We start from the raw sequence: 25,959 nt of genomic DNA on the forward strand, positions 1-25,959 counted from the left end.
GCTAGTTTCAGTGCTCATATGTGGATCCCGCATTCTGTTTTGTCGAACCCGGCCCAATGACCAGCCCGCGGATCCTCACCGACGGCGACTGGTCGGGTGCACGGCACACAGCCAATCGAAAGGAATCCGCGCGACATCAGCGGATTGACCGGAATGATGTGCTCTTCGGTGTAGGAAACCAAGGCGTCCAAGCTCCAGGCCGCCATCGGATTCACTTTCACCAAACCATGCGCCTCGTCCCAGGTCACCAAAGGCGTGTTGGTACGAGTTGGAGCTTCATCTCGGCGAACACCGGTAAACCATACTTCGTAGCCAGACAACGCCTTTTTCAGCGGATCCATTTTGCGCAGTTGGCAGTATTGCGCAGGATTACGCGCAAATAGATCCTTACCTCGCGCTACTTCTTGCTGAGCGATGGTCTGTTCGGGTAGCACATCGACAATGTTGACGCGCAGATTTTCCGCGACCTCGCGTCGAGTGTCATGGGTTTCTGGGAAGTGATAACCGGTTTCCAGAAACAGCACGTCGACGTCGGGCAGCTGGTCCGCAACCAAGGCCGGCAGCACGGCGTCGGCCATGGAACAGGCGACGGCAACCGAGGGCAGCGCAAAGTTCTCAGCTCTCAGCTACCCAGGCAATCACGTCCGACGTCGGCGCATCCCAGCCAAGCTGCTCAGCACCGGCTAGAGCCAGAGCCTTCAGGTCTTCTTGAGATCTCAGTGCGGTAGTCACTTCAACACCTCTTCGTCCGATCGATGTGCCCATTCGGCAAACGTTTCGTTCTCAGCACGCGAGGCAACAAAAGTCCGCACCACGCGTTCCACATAGTCAGGTAGATCCTCAACGGTGACTTTTAGGCCCCGAATCGTCCGGCCCAAACCGGCTTCTTCTCGGTTCGACGACGCCAATCCGCCGCCAAGATGCACCTGGAATCCGGGAGTCGGATCGCCACCGGGCGTCGGCAACATCATGCCCTTCAAGCCAATATCTGCGGTCTGAATCCGGGCACAGGAATTCGGGCAACCGTTGATGTGCAGCGCGATGGGATCAACCAAATCGCCAGCATCAACCAGATCGGACAATCGCTTTTCCAACTCGGCAATCGCCGCCGCGGCGGTCACTTTGGTCTCCACAATCGCCAATTTGCAGTACTCAATTCCGGTGCAGGCGATGGTGCTGCGACGGAAAATCGACGGCTTGGCGGTCAGCCCGAGCGGCTCTAAACCGGTAACCAGCGAATCAACGCGGTCACCGGGAACGTCCAAAATCACTAGTTTCTGGTGCGGAGTGGTCCGCAGCCGCGCGGAGCCGTGCTCCTCGATAAGGGCAGCCAACGCCAGTAATTTATCGCCAGATACCCGACCGACGGTGGGGGCTACGCCAATGTAGAAGCGGCCGTCCTTTTGTTCGTGCACACCCACATGGTCACCGGGCGACGTCGGTTTGGGCGACGTCGGGCCATCAGGCAAGGCATAACCGAGGTACTCAGTTTCCAAAACGGACCGAAACTTCTCCGGGCCCCAATCGTTCATGAGGAACTTCAAGCGCGCCTTCGTCCGCATCCGCCGGTAACCATAGTCACGGAAAATACTGGTCACACCAAGCCACACTTCGGCAGCTGCTTCAGGCGAGACAAAAACACCAAGCCGCTCAGCCAGCCGCGCGCTGGTAGACAAGCCACCACCGACCCAAAGGTCGTACCCGATGCCCAGGGTAGGGTGCACGACGCCGACTAGAGCGAAGTCATTGATCTCGTGCACCACGTCCTGCGAAGGGTGCCCCGTAATTGCGGTTTTGAACTTCCGCGGCAAGTTCGCCAGCTCCGGATCGCCAATGAACCGCTCGGCTAGCTCGTTGATCAACGGAGTGGGATCGATAATCTCATCTTTGGCAATACCAGCAACCGGCGAGCCAAGAATGACGCGCGGCACATCGCCACACGCTTCGGTGGTAGATAGCCCGTTAGCTTCTAAACGCCGCCAGATTTCCGGGATGTCTTCAACCCGGATCCAATGCAATTGAATGTTCTGTCGGTCAGTCAGGTCTGCCGAACCACGGGCGAAATCTACCGAAATCTGCGCAATAACGCGCAACTGCTTGGTAGTAAGCGCGCCGCCATCAATCCGAACTCGAAGCATGAAGTACTTATCTTCAAGCTCGTACGGTTCAAGGGTTGCGGTCTTGCCGCCGTCGATCCCTGGTTTGCGCTGCGTGTACAGGCCGTACCAACGGAATCTGCCGTGTAGATCGGTGCCATCGATCGAGTCAAAACCTTTCTTCGAATAGACCTGCTCAATTCGCTCGCGGACGTTGAGTCCACCGTCTTCCTGTTTCCAGGTTTCATTCGCATTCAGCGGCTCGGTGCCGTCAACTTTCCACTGCCCGTGCGGCTTCGCAGCAGGGCGCGCTGGCCTCGATGTCCTGGCCGAAGGGTCAGCAGCGGTCTGAGTCATATATCGAGATTAGGCTTGCACCGGGACCGCCCCCGAACGAAAACGACATGCTAAGTCACGCGCAGCAATACTTCGTCATACACATCGTCAGCAAAAACGAAATCATTCTTCAGGCTCTGTACAGCAACTATTCAGGCTGGTAACGTTTCCAGCTAATCAGAGCAGATTCACAGCTGACGCATGCCGGCGTCATTGGATAACCCTCCGCCAGACCGAACCCACCAGTGAACAGCACGATCAAAACCGTCTAAGTTGCCTTCGAAGGAGCCGCATGAAATTCAGAAAGTCCACAGCCCGCGCCACGTTGTCCTTAGCCACTGCCCTCTCGCTGCTGTTAGCCGCGGGATCGACTTCCGCAATGGCCGACGTCGGCCTGCTCGGGAAACCCATGCCGAGCGCGGACGCTGAGCAATCGAGCACCGATCAGGCGCCTAGCGCTGCCGCATGGGATGGCGTCACGCCGCAGCAACCGGTTTTCACTAACGGTGAGGCGCAGCCGGTCTATAACGGGCATCCCTTGGTGAAAGACGAAGTATGGATTCCAGTCCCTGGCGTGGATACCGATCGTGACGGTAAAGACGATCAGATCCGCGCGACCGTTTATCGCCCGAAAGATACTGACCTTGGTGCAGCGTGAATCGCTCCGGTGTGTCCTGAGGGTTTCTCAGACGATGAGCCTGTCGGCGGCTGCCGTGCTCTGGTAGTGATTGTAGTAGTGGTTTTCTAGCTCTACTGGTGGGATGTCTCCGCAGTACTGGTAGAGCCTTCGGTGGTTGTACCAATCGGCCCATTCAGCAGTGCCGATTTCGACTTCTTCTAGAGTCCGCCAGGGCTTGCCGGGTTTGATCAGCTCGGTCTTATAAAGCCCGTTGATGGTTTCCGCCAAGACGTTGTCGTAACTATCACCCACAGAACCGATCGAGGGGCGGATACCGGCCTGGGCCAGGCGTTCGGTGAAGGCCAAGGAGGCGTATTGAGCCCCGGCATCGTGATGATGAATCACCCCGGAAATCTCAGCCCCGGCCCGTTCACGACTCCAGATTGCCTGATTAACTGCGTTGAGCACTAGCACGGTGTTCATAGAAGCACTCGCTGACCAGCCCAGGATCCTCCGAGAGTAAGCATCGATCACGAAGGCAACATAGACCCACCCGGACCAGGTCGAAACATAGGTGAAATCATCTACCCATAGCCGATCCGGTGCCGTTGGTGTGAAATCACGGCGGACCAAGTCCTTCGCTCGGGCCGCCTTCGAGTCTTTGATCGTGGTGCGTTTGACCTTGCCACGGACCGCACCCTGTATGCCAAGTAACCCCATGAGCCGTTCTACCGTGCACCTGGCCACCGGCACACCTTCACGGTTCATCGCCAACCAGACTTTCCTGGTGCCGTAAACCCCGTAATTAGCGGCATACACCTTCTGGATCACGGGCTTGAGCACCTCATCACGTTGTTCTCGGTGAGATCGTGTTTTATCCACCCATTCGTAGTACGTGGACGGGGTGGTCTTCACCCCGTCCCAGTAAGCACCTGGCAGATCGACTCGACACCCCACCGCAATCCATTATTCTCGCGGTGACCGGCATGGTCCTTGATGTATTTCACGATCAGTGTTGTGGCGGTCGAGTTCGACCGCGAAAAAAGCTGAAGCACTCCGAAGGATCGCGTTCGCCCGTTTCAGCTCAGCGTTCTCACGCCGTAACCGTTTCAGCTCGGCCGATTCCGTGCTCGTTGTTCCAGTTCTAGTACCAACATCGATCTCGGCTTGCCGGACCCATTTACGCACCGTTTCCGGCACACCCACACCCAAAAGCTGGGCAACTTTTTGCATCGCCGCCCACTCCGAAGATGCACCCTCCATCTCCGCCACCATGCGCACCGTACGATCCTTCAACTCCTGCGGATACCGTGTCGTAGTTTTCCCTGCCATGTCCTGATCCTCTCAAACAAGAAAGTCTCCGGACACACCGGGGCGATTCAGCGAGCATCAAGGTGCCTTCTGTGGTGCATATGAGCCCCTACAACGGCGGATTTAACACAGAATATTTTTTGCATGACATGAAGCAAAAGGCCTGGGACCCCAGTCAACCCGTACCTGTAGGCACGATCGGCACGGTAAAAGACACCGGCAGCCCGTCAAATAATAGATCGAACAGCGCCTTCTATACCGACCGAGGCTTTGCTTACATCTCGGTCGACGCTTTGGGCACCAATGAATCCACGGGCTGCCCGACGATGCTTGATGGCAATGAAGCGGCCTCCACTAAGGCTGTAGTTGATTGGCTCGCCGGCCGCACCGTGGGCCGTGATACCACCGGCAATGAATCCCGCAGCAACGCCTGGTCAAGCGGGAAAGTTGGCATGACCGGCGTTTCTTATGACGGCACGCTGCCGATTCTGGCCTCCACCACCGGTGTACCCGGTTTGGAAGCGGTGGTACCAGTCTCCGCACTCACCAATTTCTACGACTACTACCGTGTAGGTGGCACCGTCGTTGAGCCTGAGGGGTATCCGGGCGAGGATCTAGACAACTACGTTTCCGCGCTGTTGAGCACCAAGAAGCTACAAGGCTCCTGTCATTACCTGGCTGACGACTTCGCGAAAAAAGAAGACCGAGCCACCGCACAATACAGCGATTTCTGGGCGGAGCGCGACTTCTTCAAAAACGTTGACAAGGTCAAAACGCCTACCCTATTGGCAGCTGGTTTGGCTGACTGGAATGTGCGCTTGGATCAATCCACCGAGTGGTATCAAGCCCTGAAAGAACGCAACGTACCGGTGAAACTGGTGCTCCATCAGTATGCGCACCAAACTCCGCCGAGCTCGGGAGATTTCAACTGGCGATCATTGATCAACAAGTGGTTCTCACATTATCTTTTCGGCGTCGATAATGGGGTTGAGAAAAACTCAGAGGTAAGCATCCAGGATCAGAACAAAGACACCTGGAAGTATGTGTCATCCTGGCCACTCCCAGGAAGCAGCGTTACCGATTTGAACCTTCGTCCGGGTACCGCGGATAAACCTGGTTTGGTAGCCTTCAACCCCGCAGCGCTGCCTGGCGCCCCGGTCGCAGGTTCAGATCCGATTCAGACCCTCACTGACGACGGCAAGACCTCACATCAAGATCTATCCGCTAATCAGTCAGATGGACGTTTGCTTTATAGCTCGAACCCCGCCAAAGAAGACATCACACTCAGCGGCTTCGCCTCAGCCAAACTCAATCTGAGTTTCAGTACGCTGGCACCGAATTTGTCGCTGCAATTAATTGATCGTGGCACGGACGGCAAAGCGAAGGTAGTGACGAGGGCGTGGCAGGATCCGCAGAATCGGGAATCGTTGACCAGTTCCACGGCCGTTACACCGGGGACCTTCTACGCCATGGAGCTGCCGTTCATCTCAACTCAGTATGTGCTTGCGAAGGATCACAAACTGGAGCTGATGGTCTACTCAACCGATGTTGATGGCAAGAATTGCGCCACCTTGTGTGGGAAGGCTGGGACGAAGATCTCGATCGACCTCAGCAAGAGCAGCATTTCGGTGCCATTTGTTGGCGGTAAAGTTCAAGCATTCAAGGCCTTTGGCTCCGAGGTACCGCCGCTCCCGGTCGTCACCCCGCCGGTCGTGGTGCCGCCGGTCGTGGTGCCGCCGGTCGTGGTGCCGCCGGTAGACAAGCCGACGACGCCGACCGCCCCGGCAACTGTGCCGGTCGCAGGCCAAACTGGCAATACCGTCAGCGCACCCGCGACTGCACGCCCCGGACAGACTATTAATGTCACGGTGTCTGCTGCAGGGATTGGCCAAAAGCTCGACACCTGGTTGTTTAGCGATCCGTACTTCTTAGGCAGCAATACGCCGGCTGCGGACGGAAGTTACCAGGTAACAATCCCGGCTGAGGTTCCTGTTGGCCAGCACACCATCGGTGTTTATCTGCAGGACGGGATGCTATTTGGTTCTACCACCCTGACCATCGGCACGGATACTGGTCAGGTCCTGGCCAACACCGGCGTCGATGGCGCTCCGAACATCCTGTTGGCTGGCGGAGCGGCCTTGGCGGTAGGCATCCTCATTCCTGTTCTTCGGGCTGCAGCGGAGACGTCAGCACTAATTCGCAAGCACCTCTGACTAGTATTGGCCCGGTTCCTAAACTTAGGAACCGGGCCACTACTGATTAACGCCTAAGCGTTATTCCACCAACTTTCCATCCACCGAATCATCAGCTGCGGCATAAGCCAAGTCCCAGAACGACTCAGGGGCTTCCTTCGCTGCTTCAAAACTCACGCCGCCACCCAGGCTCCAGACCATGTTCCCCCTCAGAGCGTCATCCTGCGCTGGGAAGTCCTCGCGGTTGTGGCAACTCCGCGTTTCGCGGCGTTCCAATGCGCATTCCAGCGTCGCGCGCGCGGCCAGGATTGAACCAAGCAAATCGAAGGCATGCGCTAGATCATCGAAACCAGCGATATCCGGGTACGCGGTCACCTTGGGCAGCCGAGCTTCCAGCTCCGCCAGTTTCGCCAGCCCGGCACGCAAACCAACTTCGCTGCGCACCACGCCAGCGTGCTCAGTCATCAAGTCTCGAATCGCCCGCTGCATCCTGCGCGGCGTCTCCTTACCCTCGCCAGCCAGCAGACCTTGCATTTCCGCTCGCGCCACAGCGACGGCGTCGGCGCTGCGAGCCACCGTGCCGCGAGCGCGCGAGTACTCAGCCACCTCTTCACCAACAATCCGGCCGTAAACCATCAGTTCAATCAGCGAGTTCCCACCGAGCCGGTTAGCCCCGTGCAGGCCTCTGGACGCCTCGCCAATCGCATAAAGACCTTCGACGCCGGTCCCGTGATCTTCCGGTCGCACCCAGACTCCACCCATTGAGTAGTGCGCGGTCGGGGCCACTTCAATGGGCGTCTCAGTGATGTCCAGCATCTGTAGATCAATCAAATCTCGGTAAAGCCGTGGCAGCTTAGAACGAATCTGCTCTTTAGGTAGATGCGATACATCTAAGACGCCGCCATTCTCCGAACCTCGGCCCTCGGCAATCTCGGTGTAGTTGGCCAGCGCAACCCGGTCACGGGTGGACAGCTCCATCCGCTCTGGATCGTAGCGATCCATTAATCGCTCCCCTTAGGGCATTGCGCAGGATGCCGCCCTCACCGCGCGCGGCCTCCGAAACCAGCGTGCCAGCGGCGTCCTCAGGCTCGATCAAACCCGAGGGATGGAATTGCACCAGCTCGGCGTCGCGAATCTTTCCCCCCGCGAGCGCGGCAAGCCGGAAAGAATCACCCGTGTTTTCGTCACGGCGCGAAGAGGTGTAGCGCCAGATCCGAGTGTGTCCACCGACAGCCAAGATCACCGCATCGGCGTGGATCACCACGGGCGTACCATCCACAACGTCAAAGCCGTACGCACCGAAAACCACGCCATCGCTTGCCAGGATGCGCGTGATGTAGATGGTATCCACAATCTCAACACCAGCGGCTACTGCGTGGCTGACCAGGGTTCGCTGCATTTCCAGTCCGGTGTAGTCGCCCGTAAAACAGGTACGGCGGTAGGTGTGCGCGCCAAAGAATCGCTGGCTCAACCTGCCATAATCTTCGCGAGCAAATGGCATCCCCCACCGTTCCAGTTCTTCGATACCGCGAGCAGCATTGCGTGCCACAATTTCAATAATTTCCGGATCCGCCAAGAAATAGGATTCGCGCAACGTATCTGCAGCGTGTTGTTGCCAGCTGTCTTCCGGGTCCATCGTGCCCAAAGCTGCGTTGATTCCGCCCGCCGCCAGTGAGGTGTGCGCATCATGTTTCCGGCGGTTGCCGACGGCGAGCACTTGCACACCTCGCTCAGCCAATTCGATCGAAGCTCGAAGACCGGCACCGCCGGTACCGATGACAAGAACATTGGTGGCTAGCTGACGTTCAGTGACACTCTGCGTATTCATATTTCCATGCTAGAAAGCGTTGCTTGATTACTCCAATGAATTATTTGACTCTTGACGATGCGTTTATGCTATTGATGTGAATCTGGAACAGCTCCAAAGTTTCGTCGCAGTCTCGCAAATCGGGCCTTTCACCCGTGCCGCAGAGCAGTTGCATCTCGCCCAACCTTCATTGAGCAGACAAATCGCCACGCTCGAACATGATCTTGGCGCGGAACTGTTCCACCGCGCCCGCGGCCACATTCGGCTCACTGACGCCGGCGAGAAATTGTTACCGTTGGCCCGCCGAATGCTGGCCGAATGCTGGCCGACGTGAAATGGCCGAGCTTTCTGGCTTACAACGGGGTCGTGTGCGGCTCGGTGCCACTCCTACACTGTGCATTAGCTTGGTCGCCGAGGTGCTCAGCGCTTTCCGCAACGCGCATCCGGGGATTGAGCTACACATTATGGAGCGAGGATCGCGAAGTTTGATCCAAGAATTGAGCGACGGCGCCTTAGACCTGGCTATCATTACCGCCACGGACGGGCTGCGGGAAGCTGGCACAAGTTTGGCTCGCACCCCACTGCTGGCTGAAGAACTCGTGCTGGTCTCTTCGGCGGCGAATCCACCCGTCTCAGCTCAACAGGAAATCTCGTTGACAGAAGTGGCGAAAATGCCGCTGGTCACCTTTCACGAAAGCTACGATCTGCGCATCACCACCGACGCCGCCTTCCGGGTCGCCGGAGTTGAACCGAACAGTGCCGTTGAAGGTGCGGAGATGGACGCGGTACTCAGGTTCGTCGAGCGCGGCATCGGCGTCGCCGTCGTTCCGGCTATGGTGCTGCTGGACCGGCCAACATTGAGGTCAGTCCGCCTACACAAACCTCAATTGACTCGCACCATCAGCTTGGCGCATCGAGTTGATGTAAACCCAACACCGGCGGCACAAGCGATGCAAAACATGATCACCGCCGTCGCCGATGCGCTGAGCACCGGCGAAACCCCGCTTGCGCGCCTGGTGACCAGGGCCTAACGAGGATTACGGTGCCAAGCTGCGCAACGCAGCGTCATAGCGATCCAAAGCGATCTGCGCGATCACCCGACTTGGCAGAAGGGCAGGTGTAACCGTGTCAGCGCCAGCCTGCGCCAGCCGGTCATGAAAAAATCCTGGCGCCAACAGATACGAGGAGATCGTCACGTTAGCTTTCTTCCGCCGCATAATGTCGACGGCGGCCGGTACCAGAGGCTCGGCTCCCGCACCATATCCAGCCAAAACGGAATTTGGTACCAGCTGCGCAAGTTGCGCCACCATCACTTCGACGGCGGCCGCAGCCTCGGCCCGGGACGATCCTGCCGCTGCCAGCACCACACCCCAGTCGGGACCCAACTCCCCCAGACGATCTTTCAGCAGCTGGGCCAGACGTGGATCGGGGCCCAACGGCGCCGCTGCCACCGTTAACTCACGAGCAGCCACCGCCTTGGCAATATCTACCTGCACGTGATACCCCACGGAGAGCAAAAGCGGAACAATGACGGCAGATGACCCGGCGGGCAACCCGGCCACAACATCAGGCAAAGCTGGTTGCTGCACGTCGACGTACGCCTCGCGCACCCCTAAACCAGGCCGTAATGCCGCAATTTGCGAGCGCAATAAAGTAATCTCCGCCTGGCCGTCAAGATTGTCTGTGCCGTGCGAGCACGCAACGAGGATCGGCTGAGTCATGCAAGGAAGTGTAATCTGCTCCGGTGAGCATCGAAATTCTTCCGGACTTATTAGGCGTCTTTTTCTTTGCCGTCTCCGGTTCACTACTGGCTGGCAGAAAAGGCTTTGACCTCATTGGTTCGCTGCTGCTCGGTTCGCTCGTCGGCCTGGGTGGCGGCGTCGCCCGTGACTTGATCTTGGGCCAAAGCCCGGTCGCTTTTACTAATCCCGTGTACCTCATCCCGCCGGTACTGGCGGCGCTCCTTGTTTACTTCCTCTACTCTTCGGCAGAAAAAATTGGCCGGCTACTCACTGTCTTCGATGCTGCCGGATTAGCGCTGTTCTGCATCACTGGCAGCACAAAGGCCCTCGAGGCCGGGCTCAATCCAGTTGCCTCGGCGTTACTGGGCGTGACCAGCGCGGTCGGTGGTGGCTTGCTCCGCGACGTCGTCGCCAACGAAGTGCCTAGGCTGTTTAGCCCGCACGATATTTATGCAATTCCAGCTTTCCTTTGTGCAGCATTGACAACTCTCTGCTGGCTCAATGGCTTGCTGAACCTGGGCACCGGGGTGGCAATCGCCGTCGTCGTCTTTGTCTTCCGCCTTGTCGCCTGGCATTTTCGTTGGCATGCGCCGTTAGCGGCCTGGCGCTCCACTAGACTGGACAAGTGAGCGAAATGTTCCTGCAGAAGTTCCGAGATGTCATTCCCAACCTAATAGGCGAGCCATGGCAGGAAGAGGACGGCCTGACCGAGGCCGATCTGGCCGCCGATCTCGACGTCCAGATCCCCGTTGTGCTGCGCGAGTTCTACTTAGCGTTGGGCAATAGCGAGTTTATGGAAGCACACCACTTCTTTTGGGACCCCGATGAGTTGGAGTTCGAAGACGGCTATTTGCTGTTCCTAGAAGACGAAGAGGAACTCTACACTTGGGGCTTTCGGGCCGATCAGCTCGACGTTCCAGACCCGCTGATTTGGCGACGCAGCAATGCTAAAGGTAACTGGGTCTGCGAAGAAGGAACCTTTAGCGAGTTTGTCTTCGACTACTTCGAATGGGTCTTTAGCGACGAAGACGACTGAGTCGGCTCGGTCTTCATTGCTGGCATAGCCGCTATTCGGTTTCCGCTAAGCCACACGGTCAATCACCTAGGTGCTTGAGATCGCCGTCGAATACTCCACTAGCTAAACAGGATTGACCAGTTTTCAGCCGTCCAATGCCAAGCATCAGAGCAGCTCCTTCAATGTTAGAGCTAAAACTGGTCAAGCCTGTTGCCATAGTTGGCGCCCCATTGTCAGCAACTTGGTGATTTGAGCCAGCATTTTTCCAGGGTTGTGCACGACGTCGTCGTAATAGTAGCGCAAGACCAAGTACCCTCCCATGGCCGAGGCATTATCCCGGCGGCGGTCTTTCTTGATCTGCTGCGCCGCAAAATGCGTAGCACCGTCGAGTTCAATAATGAGGAATCCCTCCAGCAGGAAATCCACCTCGCCGACGCCGGGAAGCAGTACGTGCTGCTCAAAACGGATGCCCGCTCTGATAAAACTGGCTCTGGTCAATACCTCGAGAACTGAATCAGCACGGCCTCCGGCCAAATCAAGCACTCCTCTGGCCTTGGCGTTACGCCTGCCCGGCAGATTTACCCGGAGAAACTCGCGGTCGATGTCACCGCGCCCTACCGCAGACTGCACCATTACCAACGACTCAGCTTCGGGTAAGCACCGTAAAGCGTCTAAAAGAACGTCAGCCAATGAAGCCAAGGGCATCAAGGCTTGAGTTGGAATCCGAGTTGTCCGGTGAGCGACTACACCTTCTCGTGGCACTCCAGATTTGACTTGCAAATGAACTTTGCTGTGTTCGGTCAGTTGCCACAAGTTGTAATACGCGGCGGCAGAGACGCAGGTCAATCGACCCGCATGAAGCGATGCCAAAGCTACTGATGCATCGGCCGCCGGCAATTGGTAAATTCCAACCGCTGTACGTAGAACTAGGCCGCAACGAACCGATTGCTCAATCTCAGCTCGATTAAACCCCGCCGCCCGCAAAGCCTGATACCGGGCTACGCCGCCTCTTCGAGCAAGAAATGGAACCATCGTCATAGTTCAATCTGACGAGGCTTTCCATTTCGCGGATAGGCCTTGCGCCAGAATGTGGATAACCTCGCCAGAGCTCGAAACACAGTTCACCACTTTCTGGTTGAACCTTGGTCTTAGCCCTTGAATTCCAGGCAAACCACTTCCATAAAGTGGTGAACGGTGCCGCAGCTAGACTTCGCGGTTCACCACGGCTAAAGCAAAGTTGGCCAAAGCAGACTTCACCACGCCCTCCGGAAGCGGAGCAAGCGCAGCAACAGCCTCATCCGCCCACCTGCGCGCCACCACCCAAGACTCTTCGGTGACAGGATGCTCTCTGAGCGCAGTTACCGCGGCAGCCAAAGCCTCATCAGAGCTCAAATCGCCGTCAACTAATTCCAAAACCGCTGCAGCAGAGGGATCGGTGCTAGCTGCCTTACGCAATAGCAGCACGGGCAGCGTTGGCACGCGTTCACGCAGATCGGTTCCCGGTGCTTTGCCAGAGACCTGCTTGAGCCCGGTGACATCAATAACGTCGTCAGCCAGTTGGAAAGCGACGCCAACCTTCTCGCCGTATTCCACTAAGACGTCTTGAATCGGCTCCGGCACCTCGGCAAAGATTGCGCCAAGCTGCCCAGAGGCGGAAACTAGCGAACCCGTTTTGTCTGAGACCACGGAAATATAGTGGTCCACCGGATCCTCGTCGGGGCGTGGACCCACAGTTTCATGTAGCTGACCCAGGCAGAGCCGTTCAAAGGTCCGAGCCTGGATGCCTAGCGCTCGTGGGCCCAACTCAGAAACCAGAATCGATGCCCGGGCGAAAATCAGATCACCGGTGAGAATCGCAACCGAGTTGCCCCAAACTTCATGAGCGGTGGGCGCACCTCTGCGGAATGGCGCCGAATCCATCACGTCATCGTGATACAAAGTGGCCAAATGAGTCAGTTCAACAACGACGGCGGCCCGGATGACTTCGGGGCGGCTGGAATCACCCAAGTGAGCAGCAAGTAGCACCAGCAGCGGTCGGATCCGTTTGCCACCGGCTTCGATGAGGTGCCGCGACGTCGCATCTGCCAAAGGATCAGAGTTCGCGATTGCCTCGCGCAACTGCTTTTCTACCTTGGCTAAGTTGTTGTAAATTGCCGGACCCAGCTCGGGATCATCCGCAATTTCTGCGAAGGCGGCAGGCAGCTTAATGCCCATGGCAATGGCGCTCGTCGGCGGATCAATCTCCATGGAATCGGGCAGGCCATGGCCTGCATGGGTCCAGGTGGAATTGCCGGAGTTGCTTGGGGTGCCGGTGCTTGCAGTCTCGCTCACGAGTTAACCCTAACCCGGCCATTGCTGGTTGCCGGAACCAACCGCTCCAACAAGTGCGCAGTGCGGTCCATAGCGTCCTGATCAACACGGTCGGTGAGGTTGGCCATCAGCCGGACCACAAAGCGCATTATCAGCGGAACAGGCATTCCAGTACGCAAAGCAAACTTCATCACAGCGGGCCTGCCAATAAGCCCGGCAAAGCCTCGCCCTAGCGTGAAATGCTTTCCCCATTTTTGGCGAATCTGGTCAGCGTATCCAGCCATGCTGGCATCTAAAGCAAGCCTAGAATCGGTCAACGAAGCCCGTTGCAGCATCTCCGCAGCGAAACGTCCTGATTCCATCGCATAGGAGATTCCTTGCACCATTAAAGGGGCTTACCATGCCGCCCGCATCGCCCAGCAACAACATCCCCGGGCTGTAATGCGGAGTTCGGTTGAAGCCCATCGGTAATGCGGCGCCGCGGATCTCGCCCACCTGGTTGTCAACAGAAAATCCCCACTCCGGCGGCATCGACTCGGTCCATTCGCGCAAGACTTGGCGGTAATCAAGATGACCAAACTCACGTGAGGAGTTCAAAATGCCTAAGCCAACATTGCACGTGCCATCCCCTACGCCAAAGATCCATCCGTAACCCGGCAACGGGCCTTTCGGACCGTCTAGTTCCAGCCAACCTTCCATCCAGTCCTCCTCATGTCGCGGCGAGCTGAATATAGGTACGCACTGCAACACCAAGCGGTCGGTCGTCCCGTTTTGCCAGCCCCAAAGACAAAGCCGTGCGGGTTGAGTTACCGTCCGCCGCGAGCACGACGTCGGCCATGAAGTCTTGCTGTTCTCCGGTCTTTCGGCCATTCGCATCGAGCAGCGCAGCCCGCGCACCAGTGACTCGACCGTCGTCGGAACTGATTGCGGAGAGCACTGAATGCCCTTCCAGGATTTGCGCTCCTGCTGATCGGGCATGAGCGGCAAGTTCTTCATCGAACCCCAGCCGAGTGCGGATCAAACCATAATTCGGAAAGTCAGTGAGCTCGGGCCACGGCACTTCGACGCGTCGGCCACCAGCAATAAGTCGAAGGCCACGAGTCCGCCGCCATTGTTCAGCGGAATGCGGTAGGCCAAGGAGCTGAATCTCCCGTACCGCTCGCGGCGTCAGCCCATCACCGCAGACTTTTTCCCGCGGAAAATGAGTTTTTTCTAGCACCGTGACGTCCACGCCTGAGGCGGCCAGATAGTAGGCGGCCAGATAGTGGGCGGCCGTTGAGCCTGCCGGACCAGCCCCGACAATCAGAACTTTCATGGCTTGGCTTCGAGCTTGCCTTCTTTGAATGCCCGATGCAGTGCGACCAGCCCGCCGTTAAGATTCCGGTAGCTCACATCAGACCAACCGACGTCAGCTATCCATTGCGCCAGGTTGTCTTGATCCGGCCAAGCCCTGATCGACTCGGCCAAATACACGTAGGCCGATGGATTCGATGAGGAACGGTTCGCAATCGCAGGCAGCGCCCGCATCAGATATTCGGTGTACACCGTTCGGAAGGGGCCAAATGTTGGGTGCGAGAACTCGGCAACCACTAGCTTGCCGCCGGGCTTTGTCACTCGCAGCATTTCGGCGAGCGCCTTTTTTGGCTCGTTGACGTTGCGCAATCCGAACGAGATTGTCACCGCGTCAAAGGAGTTGTCGGCAAACGGCAGTGCTGTTGCGTCGCCGGCAATGAAATCAATATCTGGTCGACGTCGTTTGCCCACTTTGAGCATTCCGAGCGAGAAGTCGAGCGCAACGACGTCAAGACCGGCGTCGGCATAAGGCTCACTTGAAGTACCCGTGCCGGCGGCCACGTCTAAGACCCGCTGGCCAGGAACAGCACCAACGGCATCAACAACAAGACGGCGCCAACGCCGAGTCTGCCCCATCGACAAAACGTCATTCGTCACGTCATATTTCGGTGCGACGTCGTCGAACATTGCGGCGACTTCGTCCGGGCGCTTATCCAAAGATGCACGGCTCATCGTCCTATTCTCTCAAACCCTGGAGGATGAAGTGAACAAAGCCAATCAACAGCAGTCCTGCCGGGCGGGTACGCTTGGATTCGTGCTGCGCAGTCTGACCGTCCCGTTGGCGGATGTTTCCTCCTCTAATCCGCCAAGCGGACTTCTCGCGGGCCTCTTGACGCAGGATTCGTTGTGTTGGGTCCGGAGGGATGAAGGCCTGGTGGGCATCGGTACCGTGGCAGAATTCACTGTCCGCGGGCACAACCGATTTGATGAAGCCAAAACCTGGTGGGCGGAATTAACCGGCAACGCCGAGATTGAAAATCCAGTGGGAATTGCTGGTAGCGGACCGGCAGCTTTTGGCAGTTTCACCTTTTCCAAGCTTTCCAAACAAGATTCGACCTTGCGGCTGCCTCGACTAGTCGTTGGCCTACGCGACGGCGTGGCCTGGCTAACAATCAATAGCACTCAGGCTGAAGTAACCGAGCAGATGGCGCATGAAGAGTTAGCGCGCTGGCGGGAGTCAATCACCCCTAGCGAAGCGCCCGGAGGCAGCTTTGAAATTGCCACAGGCGCGCTGAGTGAACCGGAATGGACTGAAGTAGTCGCGGAAGGAATTCGGGCAATCAAGGAACGTTCCTTGGAAAAGGTCGTCCTTGCCCGAGACATCGTGGTCCGTGGCTCACGTCCGATTGACCGACCAACAGTACTAAGCCAGCTAATGAACCAGTATCGAGAATGCTGGACGTATGAGGTGGGGAACTTTATTGGTGCCACACCAGAGATGCTCATTAAGGTCGAGGCTGGTGTGGCTCGTGCCAGGGTACTTGCCGGCACAGTCGATCGCGCGGGAGCGCCCAATTCCAGCAGCTACGCACAAGAAATGCTGATGGAATCGGCCAAGCAGCGGCAAGAACATGAGATCGCGATTAAATCGCTAATCGGCCAATTAGCCCCGTTTTCCATCGACCTTCACTTCCCTGCTGAACCCTTTATTTTAGAGTTACCGAATGTTTGGCACCTAGCTTCTGATGTCAGCGCGGAGCTAGCCGCTAGCAACCATCACCTGCCAAGTTCTTTGGCCTTGGTTGAAGCACTACATCCAACAGCGGCAGTGTGCGGAACACCGCGGCTTGAGGCCGGCGCACTCATTCGAGAGCTAGAGAACTTTGATCGTGGGCCGTACGCCGGGCCAGTCGGCTGGCTGGATGCGGCTGGAAACGGTGAATGGGGCATCGGGCTGCGGGGGGCCGTGCTTGAAAACGAATATGAAGCCCGGCTTTATGCTGGCTGTGGCATCGTCGAGGCTTCGGACCCAGAGGCTGAGTTGGCTGAGAACTGGGCGAAGTTCCGCCCAATGCTGCAGGCACTTGGTGCCCAAAAGTAATTTGTTTCCTCAAGGTCAACAACTGTTTACAAAATTTGATGTGCATTACTAAGGTATAGTTTTGGCCTGCAAGAAATGTGACGGGCTGTTGCTGGGGACAGTTGAGTAACAGACTCAAACACGCACCTTGATTCGAACAGAGGAATTCCATGAAAGTAGCTCCAACGGCAATTGCGAAAATGCTCGCAATTCTCGCTGTCGGCGCCCTTGCGCTGAGCGGATGCACGTATGAATCCGAAAAACTGGACCGACCGGCAAGCGGTGCCACTGCGGCACCATTTGATCTTGACAGCGTCAAGACCAACGCAGTACTAACTGCCCAACTGCCGGAATCGATTAGAAATCGCGGCACGCTGATCGTTGGCTCTAACACCGAATATCCACCGGCCGAGTTTCTTGATGCTAGCGGCAAACCTACCGGCTATGACATCGAAATGATTACAGCCATAGCAAAGAAGCTCGGGCTGAAAACCGAAGCGCAAAGTGCCGAATTCACCGCAATTCTGCCTGCCCTTGGGCCGAAGTACGACGTCGGCATATCGTCGTTTACTGTGACGCCGGAACGATTGAACAACGTCAACATGGTGAGCTTCCTGAACGTTGGCACCACCTGGGCGGTGCAAAAAGGAAACCCTAAAAAGGTCGATCTGAACAATATTTGTGGATTATCCATCGGCGTACAAACGGGCACCACCCAGGAAGACCCCGATCTGAGCGGGCGCAGTGCTAAGTGCAAGGAAGACGGCAAAGCTCCGATCAACATTGTGACGCTGAAAAACCAGACCGATATCACCACCCGACTGATTGGTGGCACGTTGGATGCTATGGCGGCAGATTCGCCAATCACTGGCTATGCGATAACGCAAACAAATGGCAAGATCGAGCGGCTGACCGACGCTTACGACCAAGCACCACAAGCCATCGCAGTTGCGAAAAGTGATACCACTTTTGCTGAATTGATCAAAAAGGCGTTAGACGCACTCAAGGACGATGGCTCCTACAAGAAAGTCCTCGACTCCTGGGGCTCAAGTGATTCAGCAGTCGATTCCTTTCAAGTCAATCCAGAGGTGAAGTGATGACGACCGAACGCATAGATCGAATCAAAGCGGTACCGGTGCGTCATCCTGGCCGCTGGGTTGGCATTGTTATTATCGCGATCATTGTTGCGATCATCATTCAGTCGGTGGCTACTAACGAAAATTTTCGTTGGTACATCGTCTGGCTCTACTTACGTGATGTAAAGGTCATCCAGGGCGTCGGCTGGACGCTAGTGCTGACTGTTGCCTCCATGGTCCTGGCTATTGTGCTGGCCATCCTGCTTGCGTTCATGCGGCAGTCAGATAATCCGATCTTCCGCTGGGTCAGTTGGTTCTGGGTTTGGTTCTTCCGTGGAACCCCGGTTTATACCCAGCTAGTTTTCTGGGGCGCCATCGCAGTGCTCTACCCGAAAATCGTCATCGGCATTCCGTGGGGCCCCGAATTCCTGAGTTACAACACCCAAGACGTCATAAACTTCTTTGTCGCTTCAATCCTAGGGCTCGGGCTCAACGAGTCAGCCTATTTGGCGGAAATCTTCCGTGCTGGACTGAAATCCGTCGATAAGGGACAAATTGAAGCTGCAGATGCTTTGGGTATCCGCAAAAGCAAGATACTGCGGAGAATTGTTCTCCCACAAGCCATGCGAGTCATTGTGCCTCCTACCGGTAATGAAACGATTGGCATGCTCAAGACGACCTCGCTTGTTGTCGCGGTTCCCTTCCTATTTGGCGAACTTACTTTTGCAACCACCGCGCTAGCCAATAAGACCTTCCTGCCCATTCCCTTCCTGCTTATTGCGGCCTTCTGGTACTTGCTCATCACTAGCATCATGATGGTGGGTCAGTACTACATTGAACGCCACTACGGCAAAGGTGTGGATAATCTTTCGCCTGCACCGGTCCGCGCTCCAGACATGAACGGAGGAAAGTGAATATGAGCACCGAAACCAACGCCAAACCTCTGATTCGCATCGAGGGAGTACACAAGTTTTACGGCAGTCACCATGTGCTAAAAGGCATCGATATGACCGTCAAACAAGGCGAAGTTTCTGTTTTGATTGGACCATCCGGCTCAGGAAAATCGACTCTGCTGCGTTGCGTCAACCTTCTGGAAACTATCGACGCCGGTCGGATTCATGTTGGCGATGAGCTCATTGGCTACAAGGAAATCGATGGCAAACTTCACCAGCTCAAAGTGAAAGAAATCGCTGCGCAACGCTCCGAAATTGGCATGGTTTTCCAGCGGTTCAATCTCTTCGGCCACAAAACCGCAGTAGAGAACATTATCGAAGCCCCGACTCAAGTCAAAAAGCAGTCCAAGAGCACTGCTAAGAAGCGGGCTCTGGAACTGCTGGATCAGGTCGGTTTGGCTGATCACGCCAATCACTATCCGGCACAGCTTTCCGGCGGTCAACAGCAGCGGGTGGCAATCGCCCGCGCGCTGGCCATGGATCCGGAATTGATGCTCTTTGACGAGCCAACGTCAGCGCTCGATCCTGAGCTAGTTGGCGACGTCCTGCAAGTTATGAAGGACCTTGCCAAGTCCGGCATGACCATGGTCGTGGTAACTCACGAGATTGGCTTCGCCCGCGAAGTCGGAGACACACTCACCTTCATGGATGCCGGCGTCGTTGTGGAGTCCGGCGACCCTAGCGAGATTATTGCGAACCCGCAGCACGAGCGGACTAAAGGGTTCCTCAGCCGCGTTTTGTAATCGACTCTGTTAGATGGTGAGCGCCGCAGATATCGCGGCCCTAACTCGATCATGCAAGCCCCGCAACGCGGTCCGTTCAGTGCGAATTTCCAACACTGAACGGCCGCTGACCGGGGCTTGCAACATTTCAACTAGTTGCTCGGTGCTGGAGACAAGCTGGTATTCCAAACCATACGCAGCAGCTAGCGACGCCAGCTCCGCGTCGTGCGCAGTGCCAAAATAACGCTCGACGGCGGCCTGGTAAGCAGGCTCGTCCCCCAGAGTGCCATGCTCCAACAGCGTAAAGATTCCGCCACCCGAGTCGTTGAGCACCACTATCTGCAAATCAGGCACCTGCTCACCACGTGGCAGAAGTAAACCTCCCACATCATGTAAGAAGGTCAGGTCTCCAACGAGTAAGCGAGTCGGCCTAGCCGTTGCCAAGGCAATCCCCGTCGCCGTCGAAATGGTGCCATCTATCCCGGCAAGCCCACGGTTCGCATGGACTCGTGGACTTTCCGACCGTGGCCGACCGGCCAAATCAGCGTCCCTGATGGGATTTGACGAGCCAATAACCAAATTCTCAGAGCTGCCCCAGAGTTCACGCGCAAGCCGTAATCCGCTGAGCTCTTCGCCCAAGGCATCGTCTAAAGCCGCCTCGGCCTGAATCTGCGCAGCGAGCCAGATTTCCAACCAGCTCGCAGACCCGGAGCCAGTAAACTCACTCAGCGCAGCCCAGTCGCTGATGATCTGCTCGCTACGCTTACCTTCTTCAAACCAGGTCGCCGGTCGCGGCAAATAAAGCGCGCGAGGCAAATCGGCGCGGTTCATAAGCGCCGCCACCGGACGAGAGAGCGTAGGGCGGCCAAAGATCACCACTCGCTCGATCAAAGCCTCAAAATGCTCCAATAAAAGCCGATAAGGCCCTACCGCGTTCGGACCAAACCGCGCATTCGACGACGGTTCGGCAAGCAACGGCAAGCCATGCCTGCGGGCAAACAATTCCGCTTGCGGGCCAGCCCCGTGTCCAGCAAGTACCACCGTTTGGTACCGATGCTCGGACTCTTGGTGTTGCGGAATGATCGTTTCTATCGCGGCATCAACCGGTTGCGAGCTTTTTAGCGGCCGAAAATCGGAACCGTCTAAGGCCGGAGTCAGCGGATCGCGGAAGGCGAAGTTCAGCTGAACAGGTCCGGTTGCGACGCCGTCGAGCCTGCCAAGTGCAGCGTCTAGACCCGTCCTAACTGCCGGTTCTGGTAGATCACCAGCGGCGACGTCGGCGGCAAACCGGACATGCGAGCCAAACAGGTCGATCTGGTCGGTGGTTTGATTGGCACCAGTGCCGCGCAGTTCCTCAGGTCGATCCGCAGAAAGTACTAAGAGCGGAACCCCGGCGTGATCAGCTTCCATCACAGCGGGCAGCAAATTGCCCACGGCAGTTCCGGAAGTGGTCAGCACGGCCACCGGAGAGCTGGAGCCAATAGCCAGGCCTAGCGCAGTGAAGCCAGCACTACGCTCATCAATTCGCACTACAACATGGATTGCTTGCTGAGCTTCAGCCAATGCATAAACCAGAGGTGCGTTACGGGACCCCGGCGAAACAACGACGTGTTGAACCCCGCCCCGGATCAATGCCTCGACGACCCGACGTGCAGATTCCATCGAGCCGATCCCAGTTACCGAAGCATTCACCACCCAAGTCTAGGCGAACCGGCAAGCTTAGCCAGCGTCCGGCGAAGCCGCTCGTGCCACCAGGCAACTCGCTCAGGTGCCGCCTGGTAGCGGTCCATCAACTCGGGATCCGGTTGGGCATCACGCAAGACGATGTTGCCGTCGGCCGGCAGCAAGGGATCAGCCCAAACATCGGCCGCCAAAAGCGAGACCGTACCCAAGCCACAGGCGAACGGCAGCTCAGGTAACGCAGCGGCCAACGCTAATCCGGCCCGAATACCCGCCGACGAATCCAGAGCAGAACTGACGACGGCGGGTAACCCGGCTTGAGCGACCAAATCCAGTACATTTCGCACCCCGCCGAGCGGGGCTACTTTGACGATGATCAGCTCAGCGGCACCGGCGCGAGCCACTGCCAGCGGGTCGGATTCCTTGCGCACACTCTCATCCGCGGCAAGTCGAATCGGCAGCCCTACCGCGGATAATGCTTCACGCAGCCGAGACAATCCATCGATTCCAGCAACAGGCTGTTCCGCGTATTCGAGGTCATATTCAGCCAAACCACGGAGCGCTTGCATCGCTTCCGCATGCTGCCAACCAGCGTTTGCATCGATTCGAAGCCCGGCATTCGGCAACGCGCGCCGCACGGCGGCTACCCGGTCCAAGTCGTCTTGAAGCGACTGTCCCGGCTCGGCAACCTTGACCTTAACAGCTGGAACCTCACCAAAAGGCGCCAAAACTGAAGCAACCTGAGCTGCCGGCACCGCCGGCACCGTCGCGTTTACTGGAATCGAGTTCCGCAACGGCTGGGGGAAGCCCTGCCACGCCGCTTCAACGGCGGCCCGTAGCCATCGCGAAGATTCGGCGTCGTCGTATTCCACAAAAGGTCCAAATTCTGCCCAACCAGCTGGACCACGCAACAACATGGTTTCACGCGTCAGAATGCCACGGAACTTGACTCGCATTGGCAAGGAAACGACCCGCGCCGAGGCACGGAGCTCTTCAAATTCAGGCAAGTTCACGCTACGAGCCTACTCTCCAACGCCAAGGGCCAAAGCGCGCTCACAGAATTCACTGACAAAGATTTCGGCGCGAACACGTAGGGTTACTGAATGGGATTCGGTCAAGCACAGCCTGGCGCAGCGCCAGCACGGCCAGGGCGCTTTCCACTACATCCTGGGCTATTTTTTCTTACCGCTGCGTTGGCGGTCCTGGGCTTGATCAGCACTTACCTCTACTTTGTTCGGACAACTACCGGACAGTACATTGACGACATTGACGAGTCCGCGCTCGTTGAAGTTGCGGCAGCAAAGCGCGGGGTCGGTGAGCAGACCTCGCATTTTCTGGACGCGTTACCGGTCACCTCGGTGGTAATTGGCGCGCTATTGGTCTTGCTGATTACCATTTGGCGCAAGCGCTGGTTGGCAGCCGCAATCGCGTTAATAGCAATGGGTGGGGCGAATCTGAGCACCCAGCTATTGAAAGCTTCATTGCCGGACCGTCCTGATCGGGGCGTGCCAACGCTCGATCTGAACTCGCTCCCTTCCGGGCACAGCACATTAGCCGCAAGTTCCGCAGTCGCCGTGTTTCTTGTTGCCAGTCCGCGCTGGCGGCCATTCGTAGCCTTTGCCGGCGGTAGCTACGCCGTCGTCTCTGGTACATCGACCTTGATCAATCAATGGCACCGCCCCGCGGATGTACTGGCTGCCTACCTTATGGTTGGCGCGTGGAGCGCTTTAGCCGGCTGGGCGATCCTGCGTTGGGGTAAAGACTGGAACTCGTGGCAGGGCTTTGGCCAGTATTGGGTGTCTTCGCGGATCTGGCCGTTGCTTTCAGTGTTGATAGGAATCGGTGCTGCCGCTGTCGCAGTATTCTCCCTGCAGGCACTAGCCGCGCCGAAAGCGATAAGTAGCAACAACTACTTTCTCGCTGGTGCCGCAATGATCGTGATTTCCGGATACTTGATCTCCGTTGCCGGAGTATTGCTTTTTGGCTGGGAGCCTCGACGGCGATCAGCGAAGCGCTAGCGCCGCTCGGCTAATCGGTTTCGGGTCAGACCCTCTTACGTCTAGCGATCTGGTCAGCGAGCTGCTGCACCTGGGCGGGGTCCGCGTCCCGAGCAAGGGCAACGTAGTGATCCATGACGGCCGGCCGGTAGCGCACCGGAAACGTCTGTCCCGGGGCGAGCCGGGTGAGCTCGGTGATCGTGAAGCCCTCGTCTGCAATACCGCGGAACGAGATTCCGTTGGCGGTCTCCACATCAAGCATCAGGACTAAGCGGGGATTGCTGTTGACTTCCCGCCAGTCGACCAGAACCCCGAGCGCGAGCGCCCCCGTCCGCAGTTCTGCATTGCGCTTGCGTGCATCGCTGCTTAGGAGCGGGTTCGGGGCGACACTGGGGAAAGCGGGCCCGATGCCAAGCGCTTCCCGGCCCAGGTCGGGTCTGAGATGCTCCATCATATTGTCGCGCTTCTTCTTCGAACCGAACATCTTGTCCCTCCCCCACAGCGCTACAGGATTCTCTGCCTGGCGCTTCGCCTCAACGCGATTGTATCTCGTGACCATTCCCGACCTTAGTAGCATTGCCAGGTCCCGGCAGGGTCGCTGTCTGCGGTCGGGCTGATGCCACCCCCCCTAGTTCAGCTCAGGTTTTCGCACGCGCGGAATCCAGTACCAAAGCACTGCCGCCGCCGCGAAACCGAGCAGACCAGTTGCACCAATGCCTAAGCCAAAGGTGGCTATCGCGGTAATTCCCGAAAGCAATGCGGGTCCAGAAAACGAGCCCAAATCGGACAAAAACCGCCAAATACCAAGAAATTGCGCTCGCCCAGCATTCGGTGAGTAATCAGCTCCCAGCGTCATGATCATGCCGGCTCCAATTCCGTTGCCAAAGCCGATCAGTAGCGAGACGAGAAGCAAACTCACCGCACCCACTGTCAATGGCATCACGATGAGCGACACCGCCATAATCACCATCGACGGCACCGCGACCCAAGCCCTTCCGCGGCGGTCCATCACTTTCCCCGCCGGGTAAAAGACGAGCATGTCTATCGCGCCGGAGAGACCGTAAATCAAAGAAGTCGTTGTTGCGTCTAAGCCAAGCCCTTCAGCCCAAAGCGGGATCACTACTTGCCTCGAGGAACGCACGGCACTGACTAAAAGCACGCCGAGGCCCAGGGTGAGGAAAACATGTTTGTGCGAGGTGAGGATCTCGCGGAGTTTTGGCGAGGGAAGCTGCGCACCAGCACCACCTGCATGCACGAGGTCCGGCATACTCAGCGCGATCGTCCCGGCCACGATAACTGCTCCTACGCCAACCCAATAGGCGCCAGAGAGGTGTAGAAAATTGATCGCCAGCGCGCCAATAAACGGACCGATAAAAACACCAATACGCATTACGCCGCCCAATGTGGACAGCGCTCGAGCTCGGTATTTTACGGGGACAGCTTCGGTGAGGTATTTCTGCCGGGCCAGGTTAAAGACTGCAGAGGCTGCGCCAATTAACAAGATTCCTAATCCATAAACCCAGAGATTCGGCGCAACCAGACAGAGCAGCATGGCCACCATGCTCAGCACAGCGGCACCGACTATTGCCCAACACTCGCCATATTTGTCGGTGATGATCGACGCCGGAATGTTGCTCAGCAAGGAGCCAATGCCAATCAGCGTCACGATGAGGGCTGCGATTGCCACTGATGCGCCAAGATCTCTGGCGCTCAAGGCGATTACCGGCAGGATTGCGCCTTCGCCAATTCCAAATAATAACGATGGGCCAAAGGCCGGGAGGGCAATCTTTTTGAAGCTAAATTCGGCTCCGCCGCTGGCTTGACTCACTCTGGCCACCCTACTCCGACCAGGTCAAGGGTTCGAAAATTCTCGCTACGATGCTTGCTAGTGCGGAGCCAACGAACTAGTTAAGCGCTCTGCCGCAGTCTGGTGATAAACCATCGGGACTGTTCCGGACCATAAGGCAAAATCGGAATCGCCTTGGTGGCGTCATTTGGTGTTTCTCGAGCCGCCTCCCGCGCCATTCGAATAGCGGTAGACATCGTCTTCGCCATGGTTTTGACGAAGTCGTCGTCGCCCGGCAGTCCATGACCAGGTACTAAAAATTCGTAGCGATGCCGCAGCGCAGAGAGCTGCCGCAAGGTATCCGCCCAATCTGCCGGATAGGAATCCTCAAAAGAAGGTTAGGAACCCTGCTCCACCAGATCGCCAGAAAACACTGTGCTCGAAGTGCCCACCAACAAATCTCCGTCAGTATGGCCGCGGCCAAGCGAAAATAGCGTCGCCGCGCTTCCGCCCAAATCAACTAAGACTGGCTGATCTTTCACTAAAGCATTCGGCAGCACAAGCCTGGCCGCGACGCCTTCATTGGCTGCCATCTCCGGCTCAGAGCTAGCGTTAACACACTTGCGTTGCGCTTCGCCGCTTTGCGCCATGGTGTTGGCCGCATTCTCGTGCGCCCAAAATTCCAGCGCCCCGGCATCGGCAAAAACGGCGTTGCCAAAGAAGTGGTCATAATGCGCGTGGTTGTTCACTACGACCAACGGCAAGGCCGTGATTTCGCGAACGGCAGAGAGTATTTCAGCACCTTGCCTTGGACCACAGCCAGTGTCGATAACCAAGGCCCGCTCGTTTCCGACGACTAAACCTGTATCGAGTAATTCGCCAGAAGTGCTCAACACAAAGTTATGAGAACCGAGTTCACGCCAAGATGCCATGGCCCAATTCTG

General features: G+C 57.1%; 20 protein-coding genes and 5 pseudogenes. 11 read left to right on the forward strand and 14 right to left on the reverse strand.

Features of this window, described 5'->3' with window-relative positions; genetic code table 11:
- Positions 1–14 precede the first annotated feature (14 nt).
- A pseudogene (locus tag RSAL33209_RS11605) lies at positions 15–765 on the reverse strand (phosphoadenylyl-sulfate reductase).
- Entirely contained in the window at positions 729–2,453 is a 1,725-nt protein-coding gene (locus tag RSAL33209_RS11610) for a nitrite/sulfite reductase (RefSeq protein ID WP_012246003.1), read from the reverse strand. Before RSAL33209_RS11610 ends, RSAL33209_RS11605 begins: the two are co-directional and overlap by 37 nt.
- A gap of 271 nt (positions 2,454–2,724) precedes the next feature.
- Between RSAL33209_RS11610 and RSAL33209_RS11615 the strand changes: the two genes are divergently transcribed.
- Positions 2,725–3,090, forward strand: coding sequence for a hypothetical protein (locus RSAL33209_RS11615; protein ID WP_012246004.1), 366 nt, complete (start codon positions 2,725–2,727; stop codon positions 3,088–3,090).
- Positions 3,091–3,117: 27 nt separating this feature from the next.
- Here RSAL33209_RS11615 and RSAL33209_RS11620 read toward each other — a convergent pair.
- A pseudogene (locus tag RSAL33209_RS11620) lies at positions 3,118–4,383 on the reverse strand (IS3 family transposase).
- 62 nt (positions 4,384–4,445) lie between these two features.
- On the opposite strand from RSAL33209_RS11620, the gene RSAL33209_RS11630 reads away from it, so the two are divergent.
- Entirely contained in the window at positions 4,446–6,575 is a 2,130-nt protein-coding gene (locus RSAL33209_RS11630) for a CocE/NonD family hydrolase (RefSeq protein ID WP_012246005.1), read from the forward strand.
- A 60-nt stretch (positions 6,576–6,635) separates the two neighbouring features.
- Here RSAL33209_RS11630 and RSAL33209_RS11635 read toward each other — a convergent pair.
- Positions 6,636–8,382 (reverse strand): annotated as a pseudogene (locus RSAL33209_RS11635) (FAD-binding protein).
- Between the two features lie 76 nt (positions 8,383–8,458).
- On the opposite strand from RSAL33209_RS11635, the gene RSAL33209_RS19735 reads away from it, so the two are divergent.
- Both RSAL33209_RS19735 and RSAL33209_RS11640 read left to right on the forward strand, forming a co-directional pair.
- Entirely contained in the window at positions 8,459–8,695 is a 237-nt protein-coding gene (locus RSAL33209_RS19735) for a LysR family transcriptional regulator (protein ID WP_012246008.1), read from the forward strand.
- A gap of 1 nt (position 8,696) precedes the next feature.
- Complete coding sequence (locus RSAL33209_RS11640; protein ID WP_012246009.1) at positions 8,697–9,392, forward strand: LysR family transcriptional regulator substrate-binding protein; 696 nt, start codon at positions 8,697–8,699, stop codon at positions 9,390–9,392.
- A gap of 6 nt (positions 9,393–9,398) precedes the next feature.
- Here RSAL33209_RS11640 and RSAL33209_RS11645 read toward each other — a convergent pair whose 3' ends face one another.
- Positions 9,399–10,082 (reverse strand): sirohydrochlorin chelatase, encoded by a 684-nt coding sequence (locus RSAL33209_RS11645; RefSeq protein ID WP_012246010.1) that lies wholly within the window; start codon positions 10,080–10,082, stop codon positions 9,399–9,401.
- Between the two features lie 23 nt (positions 10,083–10,105).
- Here RSAL33209_RS11645 and RSAL33209_RS11650 point away from each other — a divergent pair, with 23 nt between their 5' ends.
- Positions 10,106–10,732: a trimeric intracellular cation channel family protein gene (locus RSAL33209_RS11650; protein WP_012246011.1), complete on the forward strand. Its 627-nt coding sequence runs from the start codon at positions 10,106–10,108 to the stop codon at positions 10,730–10,732.
- Positions 10,729–11,139 (forward strand): hypothetical protein, encoded by a 411-nt coding sequence (locus tag RSAL33209_RS11655; protein WP_012246012.1) that lies wholly within the window; start codon positions 10,729–10,731, stop codon positions 11,137–11,139. Before RSAL33209_RS11650 ends, RSAL33209_RS11655 begins: the two co-directional genes overlap by 4 nt.
- Positions 11,140–11,319: 180 nt before the next feature.
- On the opposite strand, the gene RSAL33209_RS11660 is transcribed toward RSAL33209_RS11655, so the two are convergent.
- The 4 genes and pseudogenes from RSAL33209_RS11660 to RSAL33209_RS11675 form a co-directional block, all read right to left on the reverse strand.
- Positions 11,320–12,156 carry an endonuclease domain-containing protein gene (locus RSAL33209_RS11660; protein WP_012246014.1) on the reverse strand — a complete coding sequence of 279 codons (837 nt, stop codon included), beginning with the start codon at positions 12,154–12,156 and terminating at the stop codon, positions 11,320–11,322.
- A 165-nt stretch (positions 12,157–12,321) separates the two neighbouring features.
- The gene (locus RSAL33209_RS11665) at positions 12,322–13,365 is read right to left on the reverse strand and encodes a polyprenyl synthetase family protein (RefSeq protein WP_049759097.1); all 1,044 of its coding nucleotides are present in this window, start codon (positions 13,363–13,365) and stop codon (positions 12,322–12,324) included.
- Between the two features lie 80 nt (positions 13,366–13,445).
- A pseudogene (locus RSAL33209_RS11670) lies at positions 13,446–14,743 on the reverse strand (geranylgeranyl reductase family protein).
- Entirely contained in the window at positions 14,740–15,453 is a 714-nt protein-coding gene (locus tag RSAL33209_RS11675) for a demethylmenaquinone methyltransferase (RefSeq protein ID WP_012246018.1), read from the reverse strand. Before RSAL33209_RS11675 ends, RSAL33209_RS11670 begins: the two are co-directional and overlap by 4 nt.
- 31 nt (positions 15,454–15,484) lie before the next feature.
- Between RSAL33209_RS11675 and RSAL33209_RS11680 the strand changes: the two genes are divergently transcribed.
- The 4 genes from RSAL33209_RS11680 (at position 15,485) to RSAL33209_RS11695 (ending at position 19,573) form a co-directional block, all read left to right on the forward strand.
- Positions 15,485–16,822, forward strand: coding sequence for an isochorismate synthase (locus tag RSAL33209_RS11680; RefSeq protein ID WP_012246019.1), 1,338 nt, complete (start codon positions 15,485–15,487; stop codon positions 16,820–16,822).
- Positions 16,823–16,971: 149 nt separating this feature from the next.
- Entirely contained in the window at positions 16,972–17,898 is a 927-nt protein-coding gene (locus RSAL33209_RS11685; RefSeq protein ID WP_012246020.1) for an ABC transporter substrate-binding protein, read from the forward strand.
- Positions 17,898–18,791, forward strand: coding sequence for an amino acid ABC transporter permease (locus RSAL33209_RS11690; protein WP_041684747.1), 894 nt, complete (start codon positions 17,898–17,900; stop codon positions 18,789–18,791). Before RSAL33209_RS11685 ends, RSAL33209_RS11690 begins: the two co-directional genes overlap by 1 nt.
- 2 nt (positions 18,792–18,793) lie before the next feature.
- Complete coding sequence (locus RSAL33209_RS11695) at positions 18,794–19,573, forward strand: amino acid ABC transporter ATP-binding protein (protein WP_041684749.1); 780 nt, start codon at positions 18,794–18,796, stop codon at positions 19,571–19,573.
- Between the two features lie 9 nt (positions 19,574–19,582).
- Here RSAL33209_RS11695 and menD read toward each other — a convergent pair whose 3' ends face one another.
- The gene (gene menD / locus RSAL33209_RS11700; protein ID WP_041685700.1) at positions 19,583–21,214 is read right to left on the reverse strand and encodes a 2-succinyl-5-enolpyruvyl-6-hydroxy-3-cyclohexene-1-carboxylic-acid synthase; all 1,632 of its coding nucleotides are present in this window, start codon (positions 21,212–21,214) and stop codon (positions 19,583–19,585) included.
- A 26-nt stretch (positions 21,215–21,240) separates the two neighbouring features.
- The gene (locus tag RSAL33209_RS11705) at positions 21,241–22,245 is read right to left on the reverse strand and encodes an o-succinylbenzoate synthase (protein WP_012246024.1); all 1,005 of its coding nucleotides are present in this window, start codon (positions 22,243–22,245) and stop codon (positions 21,241–21,243) included.
- A gap of 90 nt (positions 22,246–22,335) precedes the next feature.
- On the opposite strand from RSAL33209_RS11705, the gene RSAL33209_RS11710 reads away from it, so the two are divergent.
- Positions 22,336–23,250 carry a phosphatase PAP2 family protein gene (locus tag RSAL33209_RS11710; RefSeq protein WP_012246025.1) on the forward strand — a complete coding sequence of 305 codons (915 nt, stop codon included), beginning with the start codon at positions 22,336–22,338 and terminating at the stop codon, positions 23,248–23,250.
- Between the two features lie 25 nt (positions 23,251–23,275).
- Here RSAL33209_RS11710 and RSAL33209_RS11715 read toward each other — a convergent pair whose 3' ends face one another.
- From RSAL33209_RS11715 to RSAL33209_RS11725, 3 genes and pseudogenes are all read right to left on the reverse strand, one after another.
- Positions 23,276–23,713: a hypothetical protein gene (locus RSAL33209_RS11715; protein WP_041685702.1), complete on the reverse strand. Its 438-nt coding sequence runs from the start codon at positions 23,711–23,713 to the stop codon at positions 23,276–23,278.
- 144 nt (positions 23,714–23,857) lie between these two features.
- On the reverse strand, positions 23,858–25,057 hold the full coding sequence (locus RSAL33209_RS11720) for an MFS transporter (RefSeq protein ID WP_041684751.1): 1,200 nt from the start codon (positions 25,055–25,057) through the stop codon (positions 23,858–23,860).
- An 80-nt stretch (positions 25,058–25,137) separates the two neighbouring features.
- Positions 25,138–25,947, reverse strand: a pseudogene (locus RSAL33209_RS11725) (MBL fold metallo-hydrolase).
- Positions 25,948–25,959: the final 12 nt, after the last annotated feature.

It is taken from the genome of Renibacterium salmoninarum ATCC 33209, from assembly GCF_000018885.1.
Classification (GTDB): Bacteria; Actinomycetota; Actinomycetes; order Actinomycetales; family Micrococcaceae; genus Renibacterium; species Renibacterium salmoninarum.

Coding starts and splice junctions, on each gene's coding strand:
- RSAL33209_RS11610 (WP_012246003.1), bottom strand. CDS start 2,453: ATGACTCAGACCGCTGCTGACCCTTCGGCCAGGACATCGAGGCCAGCG.
- RSAL33209_RS11615 (WP_012246004.1), top strand. CDS start 2,725: ATGAAATTCAGAAAGTCCACAGCCCGCGCCACGTTGTCCTTAGCCACT.
- RSAL33209_RS11640 (WP_012246009.1), top strand. CDS start 8,697: ATGGCCGAGCTTTCTGGCTTACAACGGGGTCGTGTGCGGCTCGGTGCC.
- RSAL33209_RS11645 (WP_012246010.1), bottom strand. CDS start 10,082: ATGACTCAGCCGATCCTCGTTGCGTGCTCGCACGGCACAGACAATCTT.
- RSAL33209_RS11660 (WP_012246014.1), bottom strand. CDS start 12,156: ATGACGATGGTTCCATTTCTTGCTCGAAGAGGCGGCGTAGCCCGGTAT.
- RSAL33209_RS11665 (WP_049759097.1), bottom strand. CDS start 13,365: ATGGAGATTGATCCGCCGACGAGCGCCATTGCCATGGGCATTAAGCTG.
- RSAL33209_RS11675 (WP_012246018.1), bottom strand. CDS start 15,453: ATGAGCCGTGCATCTTTGGATAAGCGCCCGGACGAAGTCGCCGCAATG.
- RSAL33209_RS11685 (WP_012246020.1), top strand. CDS start 16,972: ATGAAAGTAGCTCCAACGGCAATTGCGAAAATGCTCGCAATTCTCGCT.
- RSAL33209_RS11690 (WP_041684747.1), top strand. CDS start 17,898: ATGACGACCGAACGCATAGATCGAATCAAAGCGGTACCGGTGCGTCAT.
- RSAL33209_RS11695 (WP_041684749.1), top strand. CDS start 18,794: ATGAGCACCGAAACCAACGCCAAACCTCTGATTCGCATCGAGGGAGTA.
- menD (WP_041685700.1), bottom strand. CDS start 21,214: ATGGAATCTGCACGTCGGGTCGTCGAGGCATTGATCCGGGGCGGGGTT.
- RSAL33209_RS11710 (WP_012246025.1), top strand. CDS start 22,336: ATGGGATTCGGTCAAGCACAGCCTGGCGCAGCGCCAGCACGGCCAGGG.
- RSAL33209_RS11715 (WP_041685702.1), bottom strand. CDS start 23,713: ATGTTCGGTTCGAAGAAGAAGCGCGACAATATGATGGAGCATCTCAGA.